This is a genomic window from Paraburkholderia polaris, from assembly GCF_012927345.1.
GTDB classification, from domain to species: Bacteria; Pseudomonadota; Gammaproteobacteria; order Burkholderiales; family Burkholderiaceae; genus Paraburkholderia; species Paraburkholderia polaris.
The window spans coordinates 54,799-71,006 of the sequence record NZ_JABBGJ010000048.1; the positions used below are offsets into that span (position 1 = coordinate 54,799).

A 16,208-nucleotide genomic window follows, 5' to 3' on the forward strand; every position below is an offset into this window, starting at 1 on the left:
CTCATCAGCAGTGCTCCGGCCGCAGGAATGGCATCGCAAGCAGAATCTTCGCCGGCCTGCGGGAACGGTTGTGCAATGCCCGCCGCTCTCCCGGCGCAATGCGGCACGAATCGAAGGCCGCGAGTACAACTTCGCCTTCATCTGTCAGCACGGTGACTTCACCTTCCAGCACCACATAATGTTTTTCGACGTGCGACGCATCCGATGTGGTGTAGCCACCAGGCTCGATCGCCGAAACGCCTAGCCACAGCGACTCTGCCGGTCCGGCTTCATGGCCTTGAAGCCGGACGCACCGCATTGAAAAGTGGTTAGGCGGAAAATATTCCGGCGCCTCGCCAAAGCGGGTTACGTTCATGGCTTGAGCGGAACCCGGTTTGCCGCGCCGCGGAAAACGCCCTGATACGCTAGCGCCGCGTCGGACAGATCGAAGACAAAATCTTCAACGATGGGAAACGGCTTTAACGTGCCATGCTCGAAGCCCAGCACTGCCTTCACGTCGCTCGGATTCACCGCCGCACTCACCACGCGCACGAGACACTCGGCAACGTCGACGTCCGGCGCATCTTGCGCGCCAATGTGCAGATTGAGCGAGTCGATATCGGCGCTCTTTTCCATGACACGAACTGTTTTCATTCTTTTAATTTTCTGAAAGCTCAAGATGACAGGCCGAGCGGCTCTGTAACGCTCGGCTGGCGCCGCGCATCGGATCTCAGCCCCAGAAGCTCGCGAGCCTCCTGACTGGTCGCCAATTCACCGCCCAGCGAATGCACGATGTCGCGCGCACGCGTGACCAGCTCCGCATTGCTGTTGGCGAGCACGCCCTTGGCAATGTAAATGTTGTCTTCCAGGCCGACCCGGACATGGCCGCCCGCCAACCATGACTGGGCCACGATCGGGAATTCGAAGCGGCCGACACCGAAGGCCGACCAGACGGCCTGACGGGGTAGCAGGTTACGTGCGTAGAGAAGCGTTTCCGGACTGGCCGAGAAGCCGTATTTGACGCCCATCACCAAGGTCCAAAGCCCCGGCCCGTCGAGAACGCCTTCCTTGATCAGGTCCAGCGCGAGGTGCAAGTCGCCGGAGTCGAAAATCTCGAGCTCAGGCTTGACGCCCGCCTCGCGGATGACGTTGGCCATGCGCGTGACATTCTTAGGTGTATTGATGACAACGTCGCCACCGGAGTTCATGGTGTTCAGGTCGAGACTGCAGATGTCCGGCTTGAGTTCGAGAATGTGCTCGACGCGCCTTTCCGGCGGCAGCAAGGTGGTGCCTGGCGCCGCGACTCGCGGGTCGTCGTCGCTTGGGATAAAGCGGCCGCCCGGACCGGTGGTCAGATTGATGATGAGATCGACGTCCACCGCGCGGATGCGCTCGATGACTTCCCGGTAAAGCGCCACGTCCATCGACGGCCGCCCCGTTTCGGGATCACGCACGTGAATGTGAACGGCGGCCGCGCCGGCGCGTGCGGCGTCAAGCGAGGCGGTCGCGATTTGCGCGGGTGTGATCGGCAGCCCCGGATGTTGCTCCGGTTTGGTGATATTGCCTGTTACAGCGCAGGTGATGATGGTCTTGCGGGAATGCATGTTGGGCCTCGCTGCAACTAGTTCAGACGACGGCCACCGTCCACGACGATGGTCACCCCAGTGCTGAATTTCAGATGAGTGGCGCAGGCCTCGATGGCCGCTGCGATATCGTCCGGTGTGCCGATGCGGCGTAGCGGCGTGGTGGCCGCAACCTTCTCGTTGAAATCATCGCCACGACCGGGAACGAATGACGTGTCGACCACCCCGGGGGACACGTTCAGGACGCGAATACGAGGTGCAAGTGCGCGGCCAAGCGACGCCGCCATCACGTCAAGCCCGGCCTTGGCCGCGCAGTAGGCGATGTTGCTGCCGGAGCCCGTCGTGCCGGAAATCGATGAAACGTTGACGACCAGGCCGTCCCCCGACGCATCGAGCAGTTCGCGGAACGCGCGAATGGCCGCGAATTGCCCGCGCCAGTTGACCTTCAGAATCTCATCGATCAATTCGTCGGTGAGCGCATCCAGATCGGAATGCTTGATGGGCTGGGTGAAACCTGCCGTGTTCACGAGAATATCCGCGCGGCCATACCGGTCACGAACCTGCCCGGCCAGTGCGTTCAGACTCTCGCTCGCGGTAATGGACGCAAGCGCCGCGCTATGGCCCTCGCCCGGCAGATTGTCGGCCACGCGCTGCGCTTTAGCGAGGTCATGCTGGCCGACGACTACAACGCGGGCGCCAGCTTGCCCAAGACGGTGGGCTGCGGCAGCGCCGATCCCTCCGGTTCCGCCCAGGATGACCGCGACCTTCCCTGAAAGTGTGTTTGACACGTGAGACCTCTTCGTTACTTGATGGGGGGAGTGGGATAGGTCGGCGTTCCTTCGGCAAGAACGAAGTCGTAGTCGAGCGTGTAGTACAGCCCGTCTACGTCTTGCTTCGGACTCGTGCCGGGATCGTGACGCTCGAACGTGCCGACGAGACAACGATTGACACCAAACACGACGTCGGAATTCAGGTGCTCCGAGTCGTCGGCGAACACTTGCGAGACCAGGGTCGCGTAGCCTTCCGCGAAGATGACGAAGTGCAGATGCGCTGGCCGGAACGGGTGGCGATTCTGCTTTTCAAGCAGCACGCCTACCGGCCCGTCGGTGGGCACAGGGTAGCCCGCAGGGCGCACGCTCCTGCAGGTAAAACGCCCCTCGCCGTCGGTGTAGAAGTGACCGCGCAGGTTCTTGTCCGGCTGGCTGGAGTCCTGGTTTTCGTACAGACCCACCGGCGAGGCTTGCCAGACGTCGACCTTAGCGTTGGCAATTGGCTCCCCCTTGGTGTTGAGCACGCGGCCCTCCACGAAGAGCGGAGCGCCGGGTGAGTCCTTGCATGCGATGCTTTCGCCATTCGCGTATTGCGGCGAGTCACCCCGGTAGAACGGTCCCAATAGGGCGCCCGGCGTGCGACCGCTTGCGTCCGAGTTGTTCAGCAACGTAACCAGGGTTGATAGACCCAGTACGTCGGCGAGCAGAACGACCTCATTGTGCTTGTCGTTGCAAGCCAGACCGACCGCCCTCACGAAATCAAGGCCCTTCTCGAATTCCTCGTCGGTCAGCTTCACCTGCTTCAGGAACGCGTGGCCGTGCTCCACTAACGCGTCGAGGATCTCCTTGAGCCGGGGATTGTCAGTCCGGCTCATTGCCGCCTTGACGACCTCGGTGATCGATGCGGCGTCGTCGACGATATTCTTCAGATGGTTTGAATCTTCCACGGGTCGCCTCCATCAGTGCAATCGTTTGCATAATAATTTGCAAATATTCCGATGTCAAAGCCTAAAGAGCGCATAGTTAACCCTGACTATCCGCGTAGATAGGGCGATACGAAAATAAGCAAACCGCGCAACCGATTGCAGCTGAATGCCTTACACCACGCCTCTGCGATACGCGCGCCGCGTTGCAATGTAGGTGAAGGCGGCGCGGAAACAGGCGCGGCCGCCCCGCCAAAGGGATAATGGCTATGCCGCGCCAAGTTAGCGTCTATCGCCCGCCTGCGAGCCACGGATACCGTCCCGTATCGGCATCTTCATAATCCGGGTCGAGGTAGATAAAGCAGCGCTGGATTTTAAAATCGCGGATTTCGAACACATCACACCAGCGGCCCGCATGCGTGACGCCCGCGCGCCAATCGACGCCGCCTTTGCTCGTTCCGTAGCTGGTACCTTCGACCACCACGGTATCCCCTTGCTGGATCACGTTCAGATAGGCGAGATCGTGTTTGAATTTCGACACGATCGCGCCCAGGTCCATGAACAGTTTTTCGTACGCTGCCCTGCCCGTGGCGATGCCCCACTTTGGGAAAAATACCTCGGCATGATCGTCGAACAGATCGAACACGGATTGCCCGCGGTCGAGCCTGCGCAGATAGTCGAGTGCGATTGCTTTGCGTTGCTCGTCTGTCATCGTCCTGATTTCCATGATTACCTCACTCGGTTAATGCAACGTACGTAGATAAGCAATGATCTTCCTGCGTCTTGCTTCGTCGCCTTCAAAATAGGTCATCGCGTTGCCCGGCGCGACCGCTTGCGTGTCCGTAAGCCACTGGTCCAGCAGCTTGTCGTCCCACACTTTGCCCGCCGCGGCCGCTTTCATCCCAGCGGAATACTTGAACCCGGGCGCCGCGGCGAGGGGCCTGCCGATGATTCCGAACAGGTTGGGTCCCTGACCGTTCGGCTCGCCCTGGCCGAACGTATGGCACACGGCGCAGTTGTTTGTCGTCAGCGTTTTGCCCAGTGCGATTTCGTCCTGGGAACGCGCGGTGAGCGTGGCGAGCGAGAGGCATGCCGCCAGAGCAATCGACATGATCTGAATATGACGCATGGTTCGTCTCCAGTCGTTACGTTGATGCAGACTCGGTGTGGGCGGTATTAGCCGCCCGATACGCGAATGCGAGGATCGGGCCCAAAGTGCCGCCGCCAGCCCAATAGGCGCGTGCCGAGGCCGACGCGACGCAGTTGCCGATTCCGTAGAGCCCCTTGATTGGTTTGCCGCCAACGTCCAGCACCTGGCCATTCGAATTGGTCTTCGGCCCCCCTTTGGTATCGAGATTGCCGGCGACGATCAGCGCCGCGTAATAAGGTCCCTTCGTGCTGATCGGCCACATCGTTTCGTTCTTCTGGTTCGCCTTCTTACTGATCGAGCCGTTGAAGAGCTTCTCGACGACGCGCTCACCGCGATGGAAGTCCGCATCCTTACCGGCCTGTGCGAAGCCGTTGAATCGTTTAAGCGTTGCCTGCAGGTTGTCGACGAAGTCGTCGCTCAGATCCATGCCGCCGATCGCGCTCTTGTACTTCGCAAGCCGCTCACGAATCGCCGTAGCAAGCTCCGCCAGGGTGTTGCCGCGAATCACGTGACGGTCGTTCGAGCCGGGCGGCACGATCAGGCTGCCGTAGTCGTCGCTCGCGCAGTTGTCCTGTGCCTGCTGGTCCCAGATCGAAATCAATGCGAGGTTTGGATACTCGCCTTTGGCGCCGTCCCATTCGGAAAAAGTCGCGCAAATCTCGTTGTACGCGAGCTTTTCGTTGACCACGCGTTTGCCGTGCTTGTTCACGTAGATCATCGAATCGCCGGTTGGCGTGAAGATGCCCGAGAGCGAACCGTCCTTTGCGATCGCCTTCTCAAGCGAGATCGGTGCCATCCAGGAATAGTTCATGTTGCGCAACTGCACGTCGAGCGCGCTGGAGATGCGCACGAAATCACCCTCATTGGTCAACGCCGCACAGCCGCCGTAAACGGCGCCGTGCAGGAAGTTCTTGCGCAGTTCCGGGTCATGCGTAAAGCCGCCAGTCGCGAAGACCACGGCCTTCTTCGCGCGGGCGCGAAACGTCGTGCCCTCTTCCGTCAATGCCTCCACACCAATGACCGCGCCCGCGCTGTTCAGCAACACTTTCTGGACGCGGTAGCCGGTGCGGATCTCGACACCGTCCCGTCTCGCTGCAGTACTCATCGTGCGGATCGCGACGCGGCCGCCGTCGGACATGCTCGGCAGTCCGTCTTTCGGAAACAGCACACGGCCGCGAGGCGCCTTGTCTTCCGGCAGTTCGGCCCAGTAGTCGGGGACCGCCGCCTCATGGCGATACGGCAGCGCGCCCTTGCTCGCGAGCAGTTCCGCCGCCGGCGATGCGCTGTCATAGATGGCCTCGCACATCTCATACTCCCAGTCCGAGAGGCCGAGCTTCGGTAGCGACGAGTCGTACTGTTCAGGCCGCGACAGCCGGGCAACGTATTTCAGGAAGTCAGGCTTGGGGTCGGCGATGCCGGCGCGCTTCATCGCCTCGTTGTTCGGCACCCAGTACCAGAACGCGGCCTTCGCTGCGGTACCGCCTACGCTGCCCGCCTTCTCGAGAATGGCGACGCGATTGCCGAGCCAGCGCGAAAAGAGCGCGCAAGGCAATCCGCCACCTCCACCGCCGCAGACGACGACGTCGTACTCGGCGTCGAACTTGAGGTTGGCCGCGGCGCTGGCAGACAGTGAGACAGCGCCGAATGCCGCCGCTGCCGTTCCGGCGCCCGCGGCTTTGATGAAATTGCGGCGCGAGTGGGCGCGCTGTTCTGAGCCGTTATCCTGAGTCATGATTGTCTCCGTGGATCTGTTCTGCGTTGATGGATCGTTCTGCATTTATTTGAATGAGCGCGGCAGGAACCGCGAAAGCGTCTTACCAGTAGTGCCAGACCTGCACATACAGGCCCTTGGTCAATGTCGTGTTGCGGCCCGACACCGAGTGTGAATACTGGATCGACAACTGGTCGTACATCTTCTGGTGGACGAACGGCAGGCTGTTCGGCTTGAACTGGAACAGCACGCCGGCGCCGACCGCGGTTTCGCGGCTGGCCGAGTTCGGAATTGCGAGACCGGTCGTGCGGTCGAACGTGCCGCCGCTGCGCTGGTGATCAAGCGACACAAACGGAATGGCAAACGGATTGTCCGGCGACGAGATGCTGTAGCCGACACGCAGGTTCAGGTGGAAGGTGTCGCCATTGCTAAGGTCGTCGCTGCCCGAGCGCAGCGTGCGCCCGCGCAGAATGCCGCCGACCAGCAGGTCTACGTTCACGTGGCCGAACCAGTCGTCGTAAAAGACCGACGGCCAGACCGACCACGTGTCAGTCGACACGCTCTGCTGGCCGATCGGCACCTGAACGTAGGTCTGAAAACCTACCGTAGTCGCGGGCGCGGGGTTGTACCAGACAAGCCCACCGATCAGCGGATCGCCAATACCGCTAGCCGAAAAATGCGAGCCCTCGGTGCGCACCTCGGGCAGCGTGATGCTCGCGTTGAACCCAACATGCGGCAACGACGGCAGCTTCCAGTAGTGGATGAAGGTCGACAGTCCGACAAATGTATTCGTGCCCGGTCCGGCGACCTGATTGCCGTTTGCATCGAATGCGCGGCTATCGTGGTTCCACTGGACGTTTTGCCCGAACGAGCTGTAGGGTTCGTCGAAGTCTGAGCTGAACTGCCACGTTTGCGGTCGGTCGGTCGCAAATGGAATCACCGAGGCGGTTGCCGGCAATATTGGCAGCATCGTGCATGCGGCGCCGACGACCGCACCCGCTACCCTCCGGCTCCGCCGTAAACTTCCTGTAGCGGGAGCGACACCGGTTCTCTGCGTCTTTGTCTTCATCGTAGTCTCCACTCTCTTCAATCCGCCGCTATGGCCTTGGAGTGCAGACTAGCCGTGTGAACCTGGCCGGTCTTTCAGATTTCGGGGGATGTCAGATTCCTGCCAAGGCGAACGAAGCAGCTGTGCGCGGGCGTGGCCGACGGCGAGCGTCACTATGGGCGCCTGTTGGCTGTGGGCGGGTGTGTAGGTGTTTCTACTATCCTTCAATTAGCGTACGCGGCGTTCGCGTATTCCGACCCTCGGCTAGGGCGCCGACGCCCCGCGCGCCGGCGGCCTCTTCTATACTTCAGTCGAGCGGCATCATCAGACATCGTCCCGCCGGATCGAGGACGGGCGGCTCAATGGCAGGAGACAAGAATGAGTCAAAACGCAAACCAGGCAGGCCGTCGCGGGATGGAACAATTTGGCATGGTCGCCAGCGCGCCGGGCCTCGACTATTGCGTGTCGGGCGCGCAACCCTATTCACTCGATTTCGCACATACGTCGGACGTGATTTGCCTCGTCCTTGGCGAGATCGTCTCGCAGACCCAATACGATGACGGTCCAGCGAACCCGCTCACCTTTCATGCCGAAACCGCCGCGTTTCATCCACGCAATAGCCGCATGCGGATCGAAGCAAAGACGGTTCGACACGGGTTCATCGCATTCAGTTATTCCGGCGAATTCCAGCGCGGCATCTCGGACAAGAACGTCGCTGCGCCGATTTGCGCGGGAAGCCGCGAGAACATCGGCGGAGACGGCATCAAACATCTGGTCCGCTATGCCCGCGGACGAGCATTGTCGACCGGGGGAGTCAATCACTGGGAAATGCACTGCCTCGCGACGCTCACCTACCTCGAGGCAACCCGCCATCTGAATGGCACGGGTGGACAACGCAAGCTCAAGATGTCGGATGCGGAGTTCGAGCGGCTCAACGAATACCTCTCCGAAAATCTCGAGCGCAGCGTGACCTGCGCGGATATTGCGGGAGCACTCGGTCTGCCGGTGCGTGTGGTGTTCGACGGGGTCAAGGCGCGCACCGGCTATTCGCTGTATCGGCTGGTGCTCGAGCGGCGTATTGACCTCGCGCAGCAACTGCTGCGCGACACCGATCTTTCAATTTGCGACGTGGCGGTTTCTTGTGGATTTTCGTCGCAGCAACATATGACGGCACTGTTCTCAGAACGACTCGGCGTGACGCCGCTGCGCGTCCGGAAGGAGCATGTCTCGCCGCGTTCGACCGCGAAGCTGACATCGTCGCTGACCTGCAGCGCGCCATAAGATGGCGCGAAAGGCAGCCAGCAAGCGCATGCGAGTGATGTGAGCCCCGTTGCCAACACGCAGGCTCCGCTTAACGTTGCCGCTTAATAACGTTTCAGGTCAGTTTCATGACTTTAAAGGTCTGAATTGAGTAACGTGGATTCCGACCCGGATGCCGGTTGCGAACCATTGACCCCCGTGGGCACGCGTGCATAGGTGGGCTTGGCGCAGCAACATCCCGACCGGCGAACACCAACGGTTTCCGGGGCGCTCTGGGGTGCAGCTGTTTCGCGTTTAAACGCAGGATACGGGACGATCGACAATGGGAATAAGTTTGGCTCAGATCACCGCAAGCGCCACCGACCTTGGTCTGCTGTATTTGCGGATCGGGGCGAGTCTCGTATTGATGATCGTCCACGGCTTACCCAAGTTGAGGCACTTCACGAGCGAAGAGTCGGCGATCGAAGACCCGTTTCATCTCGGTAAGATGCTGACGATTTGCTTCGCGATCTTCGCGGAGGTGGTGTGTCCACTCTTTATGATCGCCGGCCTCGGCACCCGTTTTGCGGCGCTGCCGGTGATGGTCCTCACAGCTATCGCGCTGGTGCGCGTGCATCCGGAATGGACGCCTCAGCAAGCTCAGTTCGCGTGGATGCTGCTGGTTCTGTTCGGCACGATTGCGATCGCGGGCCCCGGCCGCTACACCCTGTTTGCGCTGGTCGGTAGCTAAGACAGCGCAGATATGTTTCGCTGCTCGATACGAATGGCGACGCGTGTGAGCGCCGCCCCCTGACATGGGCCGTCGATGCACACGCCGTCTTCGAACCGGAACATCGCGCTGTGATGCGCGCACATCAGCAATTCGGCGTCGTAGGCCCAGAACGTGTTCGGCTCGTAGTTCAGCGGAATCGAAAAGTGCGGGCAGACGTTGCGATACGCCCAGGCGTCGTCGCCCCGGCGCAATACGACGATGCCCGGTGCGCCGGCTTGTTCAGCCGCAATTTCAAGCGCGCCGCCGTCAGGAATGTCGTCGAGCGTGCACAGGAAGCTCGTAAGGGGTTCGGGACTCGCCGCGTTCATGGCGCTATTCCTTAAACACGTGATTGGGACAGCACGAAGTCGCGCTGGACTTCGAAGAATGGGCTCGGCAAGTCCCATTCCTTTGCGGCAGCCGCGCTGTGGTTCGGCACGTAGTCGATCACGAGCGAGGGCTTCGAGCCGAATACCGCGTCCGAATCGACATACGGGTCGCCCTTGGAGTACAGCGCGGTCGTGAGCGTCTCGTACCCCGGTGCTTCGATGAGGAAGTGCACGTGGGCAGGCCGCATCGGATGACGTCCGGTCGCCATCAGCATTTTTCCAACCGGGCCGTCGGTGGGGATCGGATAGCTGGTCGGCTTGATGGTCCGGAACGCGTATTCGCCGTTTGGTCCGGAGCGGAATTTGCCGCGCAGATTGCTTTCGGGTTGGTCGGGGTCCTGGCCTTCGTACATGCCGTTATTCGCCGTTTCCCACACCTCGATTAGCGCACCGCTCACCGGCGCGCCGCTGTCGTCGACGAGGCGGCCGTGAATCAACGTCGGCTCGCCTTCGGTACGCGCGATGTTGGCACCGTAAGCTTCATCCTTGGCCCCCTCGCGATAGAACGGGCCAAGCAGGCTGCTTTCGGTGGTGTCGCCCTTGCGTCCGTGATTGATTGCATCAACCATGATCGACAAGCCGAGCGTGTCCGACAGCAAGATGAACTCCTGGCGGATACCGCTGCACTGCTTGCCGGTCGCGGTCAGAAACTCGATGCCTCGACGCCATTCGTCGCCGGTCAAATCGACCTCGCTGGCAAACGCGTGCAGATGCTTGACCAGCGAGTTCATGATCTGCTTCAGACGCGGATCGGTGCAGTCGGCAAAAGTCTTGAGCACGTTCTGCGTCAGCGGATGGACGGTTTCTTCGTTCATGATCGACCTCATGCGCGGTGGGGAGTCGACGGCGCTTCGACGGAGTCGGTCGATGCGTCGTGATGCGTTGCTTGCTGTGAAGGGCCGGCGTCGACAAACACGACGCGCCGTCCCACGGGGAATAATTGCAGACCATAGCGGCGTGACACGAAGCCCCATAGGCCTTGCGGAAAGAACATTGTCACGACAATCGCGAGCGCGCCGAGTCCGATCAGGTACCAGGTGCCGAAATCGGACAGGAACCGGTTCAGCACAAAGAAAATCAGCGCGCCGACGATCGGTCCTTCGAGCGTGCCGAGGCCGCCAATCATCACGATAAAAATGCCGAACGCGGTCCAGTTCACCGAGAACGCGGCATCGGGCGAAATGCGCAGGTTGCCGATGAAGTATAGGCCGCCGGCCAACGCCGTGCCGCACGCGCAGACCAGATAGACGATCAACCGCGCACGCTTCACATCGACGCCCTGACTGCTGGCCGCCACCGGGTTGTCGCGCATCGCGGTCAACGCGAGACCGGCTTTCGAGCGCAGGAACAGATACAGCAGTCCGATCGCCGCCGCGACGATGGCAAGTGCGAGCCATAAGGTCAGCGATTCGCGCAACACACGTGGCACGTCCTGCAGCGCGGTAAGGCTCGTGCCCGAGCCACCGCCGAGCACCGACACATTCGCCACACTCAGCCGGAACACTTCCGCAATCACCCATGTGCCGATCGCGAAGTAGCCGCCTTCCAGCCGGAACGCGACGAGCGATACCGGAACCGCCACGACCGTCGCAATGACCGCTGCGATCGGCACAGCCACGAACGGCGAGATACCGCAATAGTTCGCGAGAATCAGCATCCCGTAGCCGCCGATCCCAAAGAACGCCTGCTGTCCGATCGACACCATCCCGCCATAACCTGCGAGCAGATTCCACATCAACGCGAACACCAGATACGACGCGAGCTGCACAAATTCGTGCATCGCATCACGCCCGGCCCACCATGGTGCGCTCGCCACCGCCAGCGCGACGATCAGCAACACGATCATCGCCACGCGGCTCGCACGCGTGGCGCGCCGCACTTCAAAGCCCGCAATGGGCCTGTTCAAATGCATTGTCATGTCGGGCCTCTATGCGGTTTTGGGCAGCAAACCCTGCGGCCGGGCCACCAGCACGCCGAGAAACACCACGTGGCCGAGCCAGATACCCCAGCCGGGATCGAAATAAAAGCCCACCTGCTGCGCAATACCGAGCGCCATGCCGCCGACGAAGGTGCCCCAGAAGGAGCCCATCCCGCCGATGATCACCGCCTCAAATGCGTACAGCAGCAATGCCGGGCCATCGGTCGGCGAGACCGCAGTGCGCATCGAATACAACGCCGCGGCGACCGCAATCAGCACGAACGCGATGCCCATTGCCAGCGCATAAGTGCGCCGGTACGAGACACCCATCAGTTGCACGACTTCGCGATCATCCGAAGTGGCGCGAAACGCGCGGCCAAGCGGTGTACGGCCGAACAGCCACTGCATCGCGAGGGCGAGCGCCATGGTCGCCACCAGCGTGATGAGCGGCAGATAGCCCAACGTGACGCCGCCCGCGAGCGTAATGCTCTTCGACTCGAAGCTGCCCGTGGCGACCGAACGCGGATCGGCGGAGAACACCTGCTGCAGTACGTTCTGGATCACGATCGACAATCCGAACGTGACGATCAGCGAAGGCAACGGATCGCGGCTGCTCACCCGGTTGAGGATCGTGTACTGCACCGCGTAACCCGCACCAAAAGCAATCACGAGCAGCAGAACCAGCGCGGCGGCGAGCGGCAGATGCGCGTAGTTCGTCAGCGCGAACAGCACGAACACCAGCATCACGATGAAGTCGCCGTGCGCGGTATTGGTAAGCCGCATCACGCCGAACACCAGCGATTGCCCCATGGCGAAGAGCCCATACAGCGCGCCAAGCAACACGCCCTGCACGACGATATTGATGAACGTATTCATGCGACCGCTCCAAAATACGCTTGTGTGATGGCCTCGTCCGACACGTCGGCCGATACCCCCGCCAGCGACACGCGCCCTTCCTGCAAGCAATAGAAACGCGACGACACGCGGCGCGCCAGTTGCACGTCCTGCTCCACGACGATCGCGCTCATGCCGTCGGCGACGATCGCCGGCAACGCCGCGTAGATCTCACGCACGATGACCGGCGCGAGGCCGAGCGAAAGTTCGTCACACATCAGCAGATCGGGGTTGCTCATCAGCGCGCGGCCGATCGCGACCATCTGCTGCTGGCCGCCCGACAACGCGGTAGCCGCATGGTGACGGCGCTCCTGCAAAGCCGGGAACAGCGCATAGATGCTTTGCAGGTTCCAGCGGCCCGGCCGTTTGCAGAATGCGCCGAGCAGCAGGTTCTCTTCGACGGTCAAGCTCGCGAACAGACGCCGGCCTTCCGGCACCAGCGCAATGCCCTTGCCGACGATGCTCGCCGCAGCCGCGCCGCCGATCGGCTCACCGCGATACCGAATCTGCTCGGCAGCACGCGGGCGCAGCAAGCCCGCCACCGACTTCAGAAAGGTCGACTTGCCCGCGCCGTTCGAGCCGATCAAAGCGATGACCTCGCCGGGCGCGACCGTCACGTCGATGCCGAACAGCGCCTGAAAATCGCCGTAGAACGCGCTCAGCGCGCGTGTCTCCAGTAATGCCGACATGGTCATGCCTCCAGTCCGAGATACACGCGCCGCACTTCGGGATCGTCCATTACGGCGGCGGGCAGCCCTTCGGCGAGCCGTTTGCCGAAGTTGATGACGAGCAACCGGTCGGCCACCGCGAGTAGCGCATGCACAACATGTTCGATCCACACGATCGTCACGCCGCGCTCCTTGACGCGGCGAATCTCGTCGACGAGTTCGTGCGTTTCGGGTTCAGTCAGGCCACCGGCGATCTCGTCAAGCAGCAGCAGTTGCGGCTGCGTGGCCAGAGCGCGAGCCAGTTCGAGGCGCTTGCGGTCCAGCAACCCCAACGTGCCGGCCAACTGGTTAGCACGCGCTTTGAGGCCGGTACGTTCGAGCACATCGATGCAGACGTCGTACGCAGCATGCTCGGCCAGTTCGCCGCCGAAAGTCGCGCCGACCAGCAGGTTCTCGAACACCGTCATGCCGCCGAACGGCCGCGGCACCTGATACGAGCGGCCGATTCCCGCCGCGCAACGTCGATGCGGCGGCAAGTGGTTTACGTCTGCGCCGTCGAATTCGACGCTGCCCTGATCGGGCCGCACGTCGCCGCTGACTAGGTTAAACAGCGTGGTCTTGCCGGCGCCGTTCGGGCCGAGGATGCCGTAGGTTTCGCCGCGTTCAACGGCGAAGCTGATGTCATCGGTCACCTGCAGCGCGCCATAACGCTTCGACACGCTGGTCAATCTGAGAACTGGATTCATCGCCGCTCTCCGCTATGCATTCACGCGATCAGTTTGAGCGGGCCGGACAGCGGCACGCTCGGCGCGAGCTGGTTGTTGACGATCGCGAGATCGAAGCGATGCTTCTGCCCCTTCATCCATTGCCCGCCAACGAGCGGCGTCTTCGCGACATTCTTTACCGGACCGCTGCCCCACGCGACGTGGCCGACCAGCGTATCGAGCTTGGTCGATGCCACGGCGTCGCGGATCGCTTCATTCGAGTCGATATCTTTCGCGCGCTTTAACGAATCGACGGCGATTTCGAACAGCGCATGCGCGAAGCCGATCGGTTGCGTCCATTGCTTCGACGTGATGCGCTCGTAGTCGTCCGCGACTTGCCGCGCGCTTTGTCCCGTCAGCGACGACTTGAACGGATGCGACGGCGACCACCACACCTCGGTGGAGAGTCCGTCGCCGAGGTCGCCGAGCGCTTCGACCGAAGTAGGAAACAGCAGCGCCTTGCCGATCGAAATGATCTTGGGCTTCAGACCTTGCTGGCGCGCCTGAACCAGGAAGTTTTTCGCGTCGGGCGGAATCACGACGCCAGTGACAATCTGCGCAATGGCCTGCTTGAACGACGAAATCTGCGCGGAGAAGTCCTGCGTCATGCTCTGGAAGCGACCCGGGTCCTTCAGCGTGAAGCCCTTCTGCGCGAGTACGGGCGGAAAGCCGAGTTTCGCGTCGCCCCAGGCGTTGCCGTCGCCATCGTTGGGGAACAGGCCGCCGACGCTGTGATTGGTCTGTACCGACTGCCACATGCCGGTGAAGACGGCGATCACGTCCTCGAGTCCCCAGAAGAAGTGATAGGTAAAGCGGAAACCCTTCTTCGGATCGCCTTTTCTGCCGAAGAACCACGGCTGCCACGGCACCACCGTCGACACGCACGGCATCTCGTTGAGCTCGCACATATCGCTGACCGGATTCGCAGTCTCGGGCGTGCCGGAGACGAGCATGATGTCGACCTTGTCCTTCAGGATCAGATCATTGGCGACTTCGCCCGCGCGATTGGGGTTGGACTGGCTGTCCTTGACGACAATCGACACCGGATAGGTCTTGCCGCCGATCACGATGCCGTTTTTCAGCGCCGCCTGCATCTGCTGGATCGTGAAACGGTCGGCTTCGCCGAACGGCGCGAGCGGTCCGGTTTGTGGCGACACGTAGCCGATTTTCAGCGTACGCGGCCCGGCGGCGAAGACGAGCGGCGAGAACGCTGACGTTGACGCGGCGAGCGCACTGCCCGCCGCGAGTGTGACGAAACGGCGGCGCCTCGCATCGAAGGAATGGTCGTCCATGGTTGTCTCCTGAATTTTTTTGTATGAATGGGGGTCGTTCCTGCTAATCCGGCCGCCTCCCTTCGAAGGCAGCTTCCAGCAGCGCGCGTAGCGGCGTTCGTTCAACCGGCCGCGGATTCCAGTAAGGATTCTTCAACGCGAGATCAAGCGCGACGTCGAGATCGGTGGCCGTCACGCCGATGTCTTTCAACGCAGTGGGCGCGCCGTGATCGCGGGCCAGGTCGAAAACACCCTGGGCGGCATCGTCGGCGTGCAATGCACGGGCGATGCGCTTCATCGCCTCAGGCGCAGCCTCGCGGTTATAGGCGAGCACGTGCGGCAACACGATCGTGTGCGTCTCTGCATGCGGCAGATTGAACGTGCCGCCGAGCGTATGGCACAGCTTGTGATGCAACGCCATGCCGACACTGCCGAGCACCGCGCCGCATAGCCACGCGCCATACAGGCAGTCGCCACGTGCCGCAAGATCGTCCGGTTGCCGCATCACGCGAGGCAGACCCTGGCCGAGCGCGCGGATGCCCTCTTCCGCCATCAACGCGATGATCGGATTCGTGTCCTGCGCGTAGAGCCCTTCGGCCGCGTGCGCGATTGCGTTGATGCCGCTCGTCAGCGATAACGCGGCCGGCAGCGACGTGGTCAACGACGGGTCGTAGATCACCGTCTTTGGCAGCACGCGCAGATCGCGGCCGGTCTTTTTGACGCCGCCTTCGGTGAGGCCGTAAATCGGTGTCATCTCGGAGCCTGCATAGGTGGTCGGAATCGCGATGATCGGCAGCGAGGTTTCGAGCGCGATTGCCTTGCCGAGTCCGGTCGTCGAACCGCCCCCTATCGCGATCGCGCAATCGGCGCCGACCTGCGTGGCAAAGTCGCGGGCCGCGCGAGCGGTTTCGATCGGCACGTGCATCACGGCTTCCGCGTAGACGCCCGCCGCTCGCGAGCCAAGGCTTACTGCCAGCGCTTCGGCCTGCGCACGCTGTTGCGGCGTGGACAGCACGATCGCCCGCGTCGCACCGAGCAAACCGATTTCACGATCGAGCTGGTCAAGACTGCCCGCGCCGAAGATCACGCGTGACGGCAGGCCGTTATAGATGAACGGTTCCATGGCGGT

General features: G+C 61.8%; 19 protein-coding genes. 2 read left to right on the forward strand and 17 right to left on the reverse strand.

Annotated elements, in window-relative coordinates:
• Positions 1 to 4: 4 nt before the first annotated feature.
• The 9 genes from HHL24_RS34970 to HHL24_RS35010 form a co-directional block, all read right to left on the reverse strand.
• Entirely contained in the window at positions 5 to 355 is a 351-nt protein-coding gene (locus HHL24_RS34970; RefSeq protein ID WP_169489842.1) for a cupin domain-containing protein, read from the reverse strand.
• Positions 352 to 633 (reverse strand): hypothetical protein, encoded by a 282-nt coding sequence (locus HHL24_RS34975; protein ID WP_169489843.1) that lies wholly within the window; start codon positions 631 to 633, stop codon positions 352 to 354. Before HHL24_RS34975 ends, HHL24_RS34970 begins: the two co-directional genes overlap by 4 nt.
• A 20-nt stretch (positions 634 to 653) precedes the next feature.
• The gene (locus HHL24_RS34980; RefSeq protein ID WP_169489844.1) at positions 654 to 1,583 is read right to left on the reverse strand and encodes a BKACE family enzyme; all 930 of its coding nucleotides are present in this window, start codon (positions 1,581 to 1,583) and stop codon (positions 654 to 656) included.
• A gap of 17 nt (positions 1,584 to 1,600) precedes the next feature.
• Positions 1,601 to 2,350 carry an SDR family NAD(P)-dependent oxidoreductase gene (locus HHL24_RS34985; RefSeq protein WP_169489845.1) on the reverse strand — a complete coding sequence of 250 codons (750 nt, stop codon included), beginning with the start codon at positions 2,348 to 2,350 and terminating at the stop codon, positions 1,601 to 1,603.
• Positions 2,351 to 2,364: 14 nt separating this feature from the next.
• The gene (locus HHL24_RS34990) at positions 2,365 to 3,207 is read right to left on the reverse strand and encodes a dioxygenase family protein (RefSeq protein WP_169489874.1); all 843 of its coding nucleotides are present in this window, start codon (positions 3,205 to 3,207) and stop codon (positions 2,365 to 2,367) included.
• A 337-nt stretch (positions 3,208 to 3,544) separates the two neighbouring features.
• Positions 3,545 to 3,982, reverse strand: a complete 438-nt coding sequence (locus HHL24_RS34995; protein WP_169489846.1) for a nuclear transport factor 2 family protein — start codon at positions 3,980 to 3,982, stop codon at positions 3,545 to 3,547.
• A 15-nt stretch (positions 3,983 to 3,997) separates the two neighbouring features.
• Positions 3,998 to 4,384: a c-type cytochrome gene (locus tag HHL24_RS35000; protein ID WP_230417693.1), complete on the reverse strand. Its 387-nt coding sequence runs from the start codon at positions 4,382 to 4,384 to the stop codon at positions 3,998 to 4,000.
• A 16-nt stretch (positions 4,385 to 4,400) separates the two neighbouring features.
• Positions 4,401 to 6,137: an FAD-dependent oxidoreductase gene (locus HHL24_RS35005; RefSeq protein WP_169489847.1), complete on the reverse strand. Its 1,737-nt coding sequence runs from the start codon at positions 6,135 to 6,137 to the stop codon at positions 4,401 to 4,403.
• A gap of 82 nt (positions 6,138 to 6,219) precedes the next feature.
• A complete protein-coding gene (locus HHL24_RS35010) occupies positions 6,220 to 7,086 on the reverse strand; it encodes a transporter (protein ID WP_169489848.1) in 867 nt (288 codons plus the stop codon).
• A 456-nt stretch (positions 7,087 to 7,542) separates the two neighbouring features.
• Between HHL24_RS35010 and HHL24_RS35015 the strand changes: the two genes are divergently transcribed.
• Together HHL24_RS35015 and HHL24_RS35020 are read left to right on the forward strand one after the other, a co-directional pair.
• Positions 7,543 to 8,445, forward strand: coding sequence for a helix-turn-helix domain-containing protein (locus tag HHL24_RS35015; protein ID WP_169489849.1), 903 nt, complete (start codon positions 7,543 to 7,545; stop codon positions 8,443 to 8,445).
• 301 nt (positions 8,446 to 8,746) lie between these two features.
• Complete coding sequence (locus HHL24_RS35020) at positions 8,747 to 9,154, forward strand: DoxX family protein (RefSeq protein WP_169489850.1); 408 nt, start codon at positions 8,747 to 8,749, stop codon at positions 9,152 to 9,154.
• Here HHL24_RS35020 and HHL24_RS35025 read toward each other — a convergent pair.
• Genes HHL24_RS35025 through HHL24_RS35060 form a run of 8 tightly spaced genes read right to left on the reverse strand, consistent with a single transcriptional unit; the run spans position 9,151 to position 16,202 of the window.
• Positions 9,151 to 9,504 (reverse strand): Rieske (2Fe-2S) protein, encoded by a 354-nt coding sequence (locus HHL24_RS35025; protein WP_169489851.1) that lies wholly within the window; start codon positions 9,502 to 9,504, stop codon positions 9,151 to 9,153. The two genes, HHL24_RS35020 and HHL24_RS35025, sit on opposite strands and share 4 nt — an antisense overlap.
• 11 nt (positions 9,505 to 9,515) lie before the next feature.
• The gene (locus HHL24_RS35030; RefSeq protein WP_169489852.1) at positions 9,516 to 10,379 is read right to left on the reverse strand and encodes an intradiol ring-cleavage dioxygenase; all 864 of its coding nucleotides are present in this window, start codon (positions 10,377 to 10,379) and stop codon (positions 9,516 to 9,518) included.
• An 8-nt stretch (positions 10,380 to 10,387) separates the two neighbouring features.
• Positions 10,388 to 11,482 (reverse strand): branched-chain amino acid ABC transporter permease, encoded by a 1,095-nt coding sequence (locus tag HHL24_RS35035; protein WP_169489853.1) that lies wholly within the window; start codon positions 11,480 to 11,482, stop codon positions 10,388 to 10,390.
• 9 nt (positions 11,483 to 11,491) lie between these two features.
• Positions 11,492 to 12,358, reverse strand: a complete 867-nt coding sequence (locus tag HHL24_RS35040) for a branched-chain amino acid ABC transporter permease (RefSeq protein ID WP_169489854.1) — start codon at positions 12,356 to 12,358, stop codon at positions 11,492 to 11,494.
• A complete protein-coding gene (locus HHL24_RS35045) occupies positions 12,355 to 13,065 on the reverse strand; it encodes an ABC transporter ATP-binding protein (RefSeq protein WP_169489855.1) in 711 nt (236 codons plus the stop codon). The genes HHL24_RS35040 and HHL24_RS35045 overlap by 4 nt, the downstream gene beginning before the upstream one ends.
• Positions 13,066 to 13,067: 2 nt before the next feature.
• A complete protein-coding gene (locus tag HHL24_RS35050; RefSeq protein ID WP_169489856.1) occupies positions 13,068 to 13,790 on the reverse strand; it encodes an ABC transporter ATP-binding protein in 723 nt (240 codons plus the stop codon).
• A 20-nt stretch (positions 13,791 to 13,810) separates the two neighbouring features.
• Positions 13,811 to 15,100, reverse strand: coding sequence for an ABC transporter substrate-binding protein (locus HHL24_RS35055; protein ID WP_169489857.1), 1,290 nt, complete (start codon positions 15,098 to 15,100; stop codon positions 13,811 to 13,813).
• 43 nt (positions 15,101 to 15,143) lie between these two features.
• Complete coding sequence (locus HHL24_RS35060; protein ID WP_169489858.1) at positions 15,144 to 16,202, reverse strand: maleylacetate reductase; 1,059 nt, start codon at positions 16,200 to 16,202, stop codon at positions 15,144 to 15,146.
• Positions 16,203 to 16,208: the final 6 nt, after the last annotated feature.

What these genes read in the sequence shown, in the direction of transcription:
- HHL24_RS35050 (WP_169489856.1), bottom strand. Translation starts at nt 13,790, where the DNA reads ATGAATCCAGTTCTCAGATTGACCAGCGTGTCGAAGCGTTATGGCGCG.
- HHL24_RS34995 (WP_169489846.1), bottom strand. Translation starts at nt 3,982, where the DNA reads ATGGAAATCAGGACGATGACAGACGAGCAACGCAAAGCAATCGCACTC.
- HHL24_RS34980 (WP_169489844.1), bottom strand. Translation starts at nt 1,583, where the DNA reads ATGCATTCCCGCAAGACCATCATCACCTGCGCTGTAACAGGCAATATC.
- HHL24_RS35035 (WP_169489853.1), bottom strand. Translation starts at nt 11,482, where the DNA reads ATGACAATGCATTTGAACAGGCCCATTGCGGGCTTTGAAGTGCGGCGC.
- HHL24_RS35000 (WP_230417693.1), bottom strand. Translation starts at nt 4,384, where the DNA reads ATGCGTCATATTCAGATCATGTCGATTGCTCTGGCGGCATGCCTCTCG.
- HHL24_RS35005 (WP_169489847.1), bottom strand. Translation starts at nt 6,137, where the DNA reads ATGACTCAGGATAACGGCTCAGAACAGCGCGCCCACTCGCGCCGCAAT.
- HHL24_RS34990 (WP_169489874.1), bottom strand. Translation starts at nt 3,207, where the DNA reads ATGAGCCGGACTGACAATCCCCGGCTCAAGGAGATCCTCGACGCGTTA.
- HHL24_RS35055 (WP_169489857.1), bottom strand. Translation starts at nt 15,100, where the DNA reads ATGGACGACCATTCCTTCGATGCGAGGCGCCGCCGTTTCGTCACACTC.
- HHL24_RS35030 (WP_169489852.1), bottom strand. Translation starts at nt 10,379, where the DNA reads ATGAACGAAGAAACCGTCCATCCGCTGACGCAGAACGTGCTCAAGACT.
- HHL24_RS34970 (WP_169489842.1), bottom strand. Translation starts at nt 355, where the DNA reads ATGAACGTAACCCGCTTTGGCGAGGCGCCGGAATATTTTCCGCCTAAC.
- HHL24_RS35010 (WP_169489848.1), bottom strand. Translation starts at nt 7,086, where the DNA reads ATGCTGCCAATATTGCCGGCAACCGCCTCGGTGATTCCATTTGCGACC.
- HHL24_RS35060 (WP_169489858.1), bottom strand. Translation starts at nt 16,202, where the DNA reads ATGGAACCGTTCATCTATAACGGCCTGCCGTCACGCGTGATCTTCGGC.
- HHL24_RS35040 (WP_169489854.1), bottom strand. Translation starts at nt 12,358, where the DNA reads ATGAATACGTTCATCAATATCGTCGTGCAGGGCGTGTTGCTTGGCGCG.
- HHL24_RS35025 (WP_169489851.1), bottom strand. Translation starts at nt 9,504, where the DNA reads ATGAACGCGGCGAGTCCCGAACCCCTTACGAGCTTCCTGTGCACGCTC.
- HHL24_RS35020 (WP_169489850.1), top strand. Translation starts at nt 8,747, where the DNA reads ATGGGAATAAGTTTGGCTCAGATCACCGCAAGCGCCACCGACCTTGGT.
- HHL24_RS34975 (WP_169489843.1), bottom strand. Translation starts at nt 633, where the DNA reads ATGAAAACAGTTCGTGTCATGGAAAAGAGCGCCGATATCGACTCGCTC.
- HHL24_RS35015 (WP_169489849.1), top strand. Translation starts at nt 7,543, where the DNA reads ATGAGTCAAAACGCAAACCAGGCAGGCCGTCGCGGGATGGAACAATTT.
- HHL24_RS35045 (WP_169489855.1), bottom strand. Translation starts at nt 13,065, where the DNA reads ATGTCGGCATTACTGGAGACACGCGCGCTGAGCGCGTTCTACGGCGAT.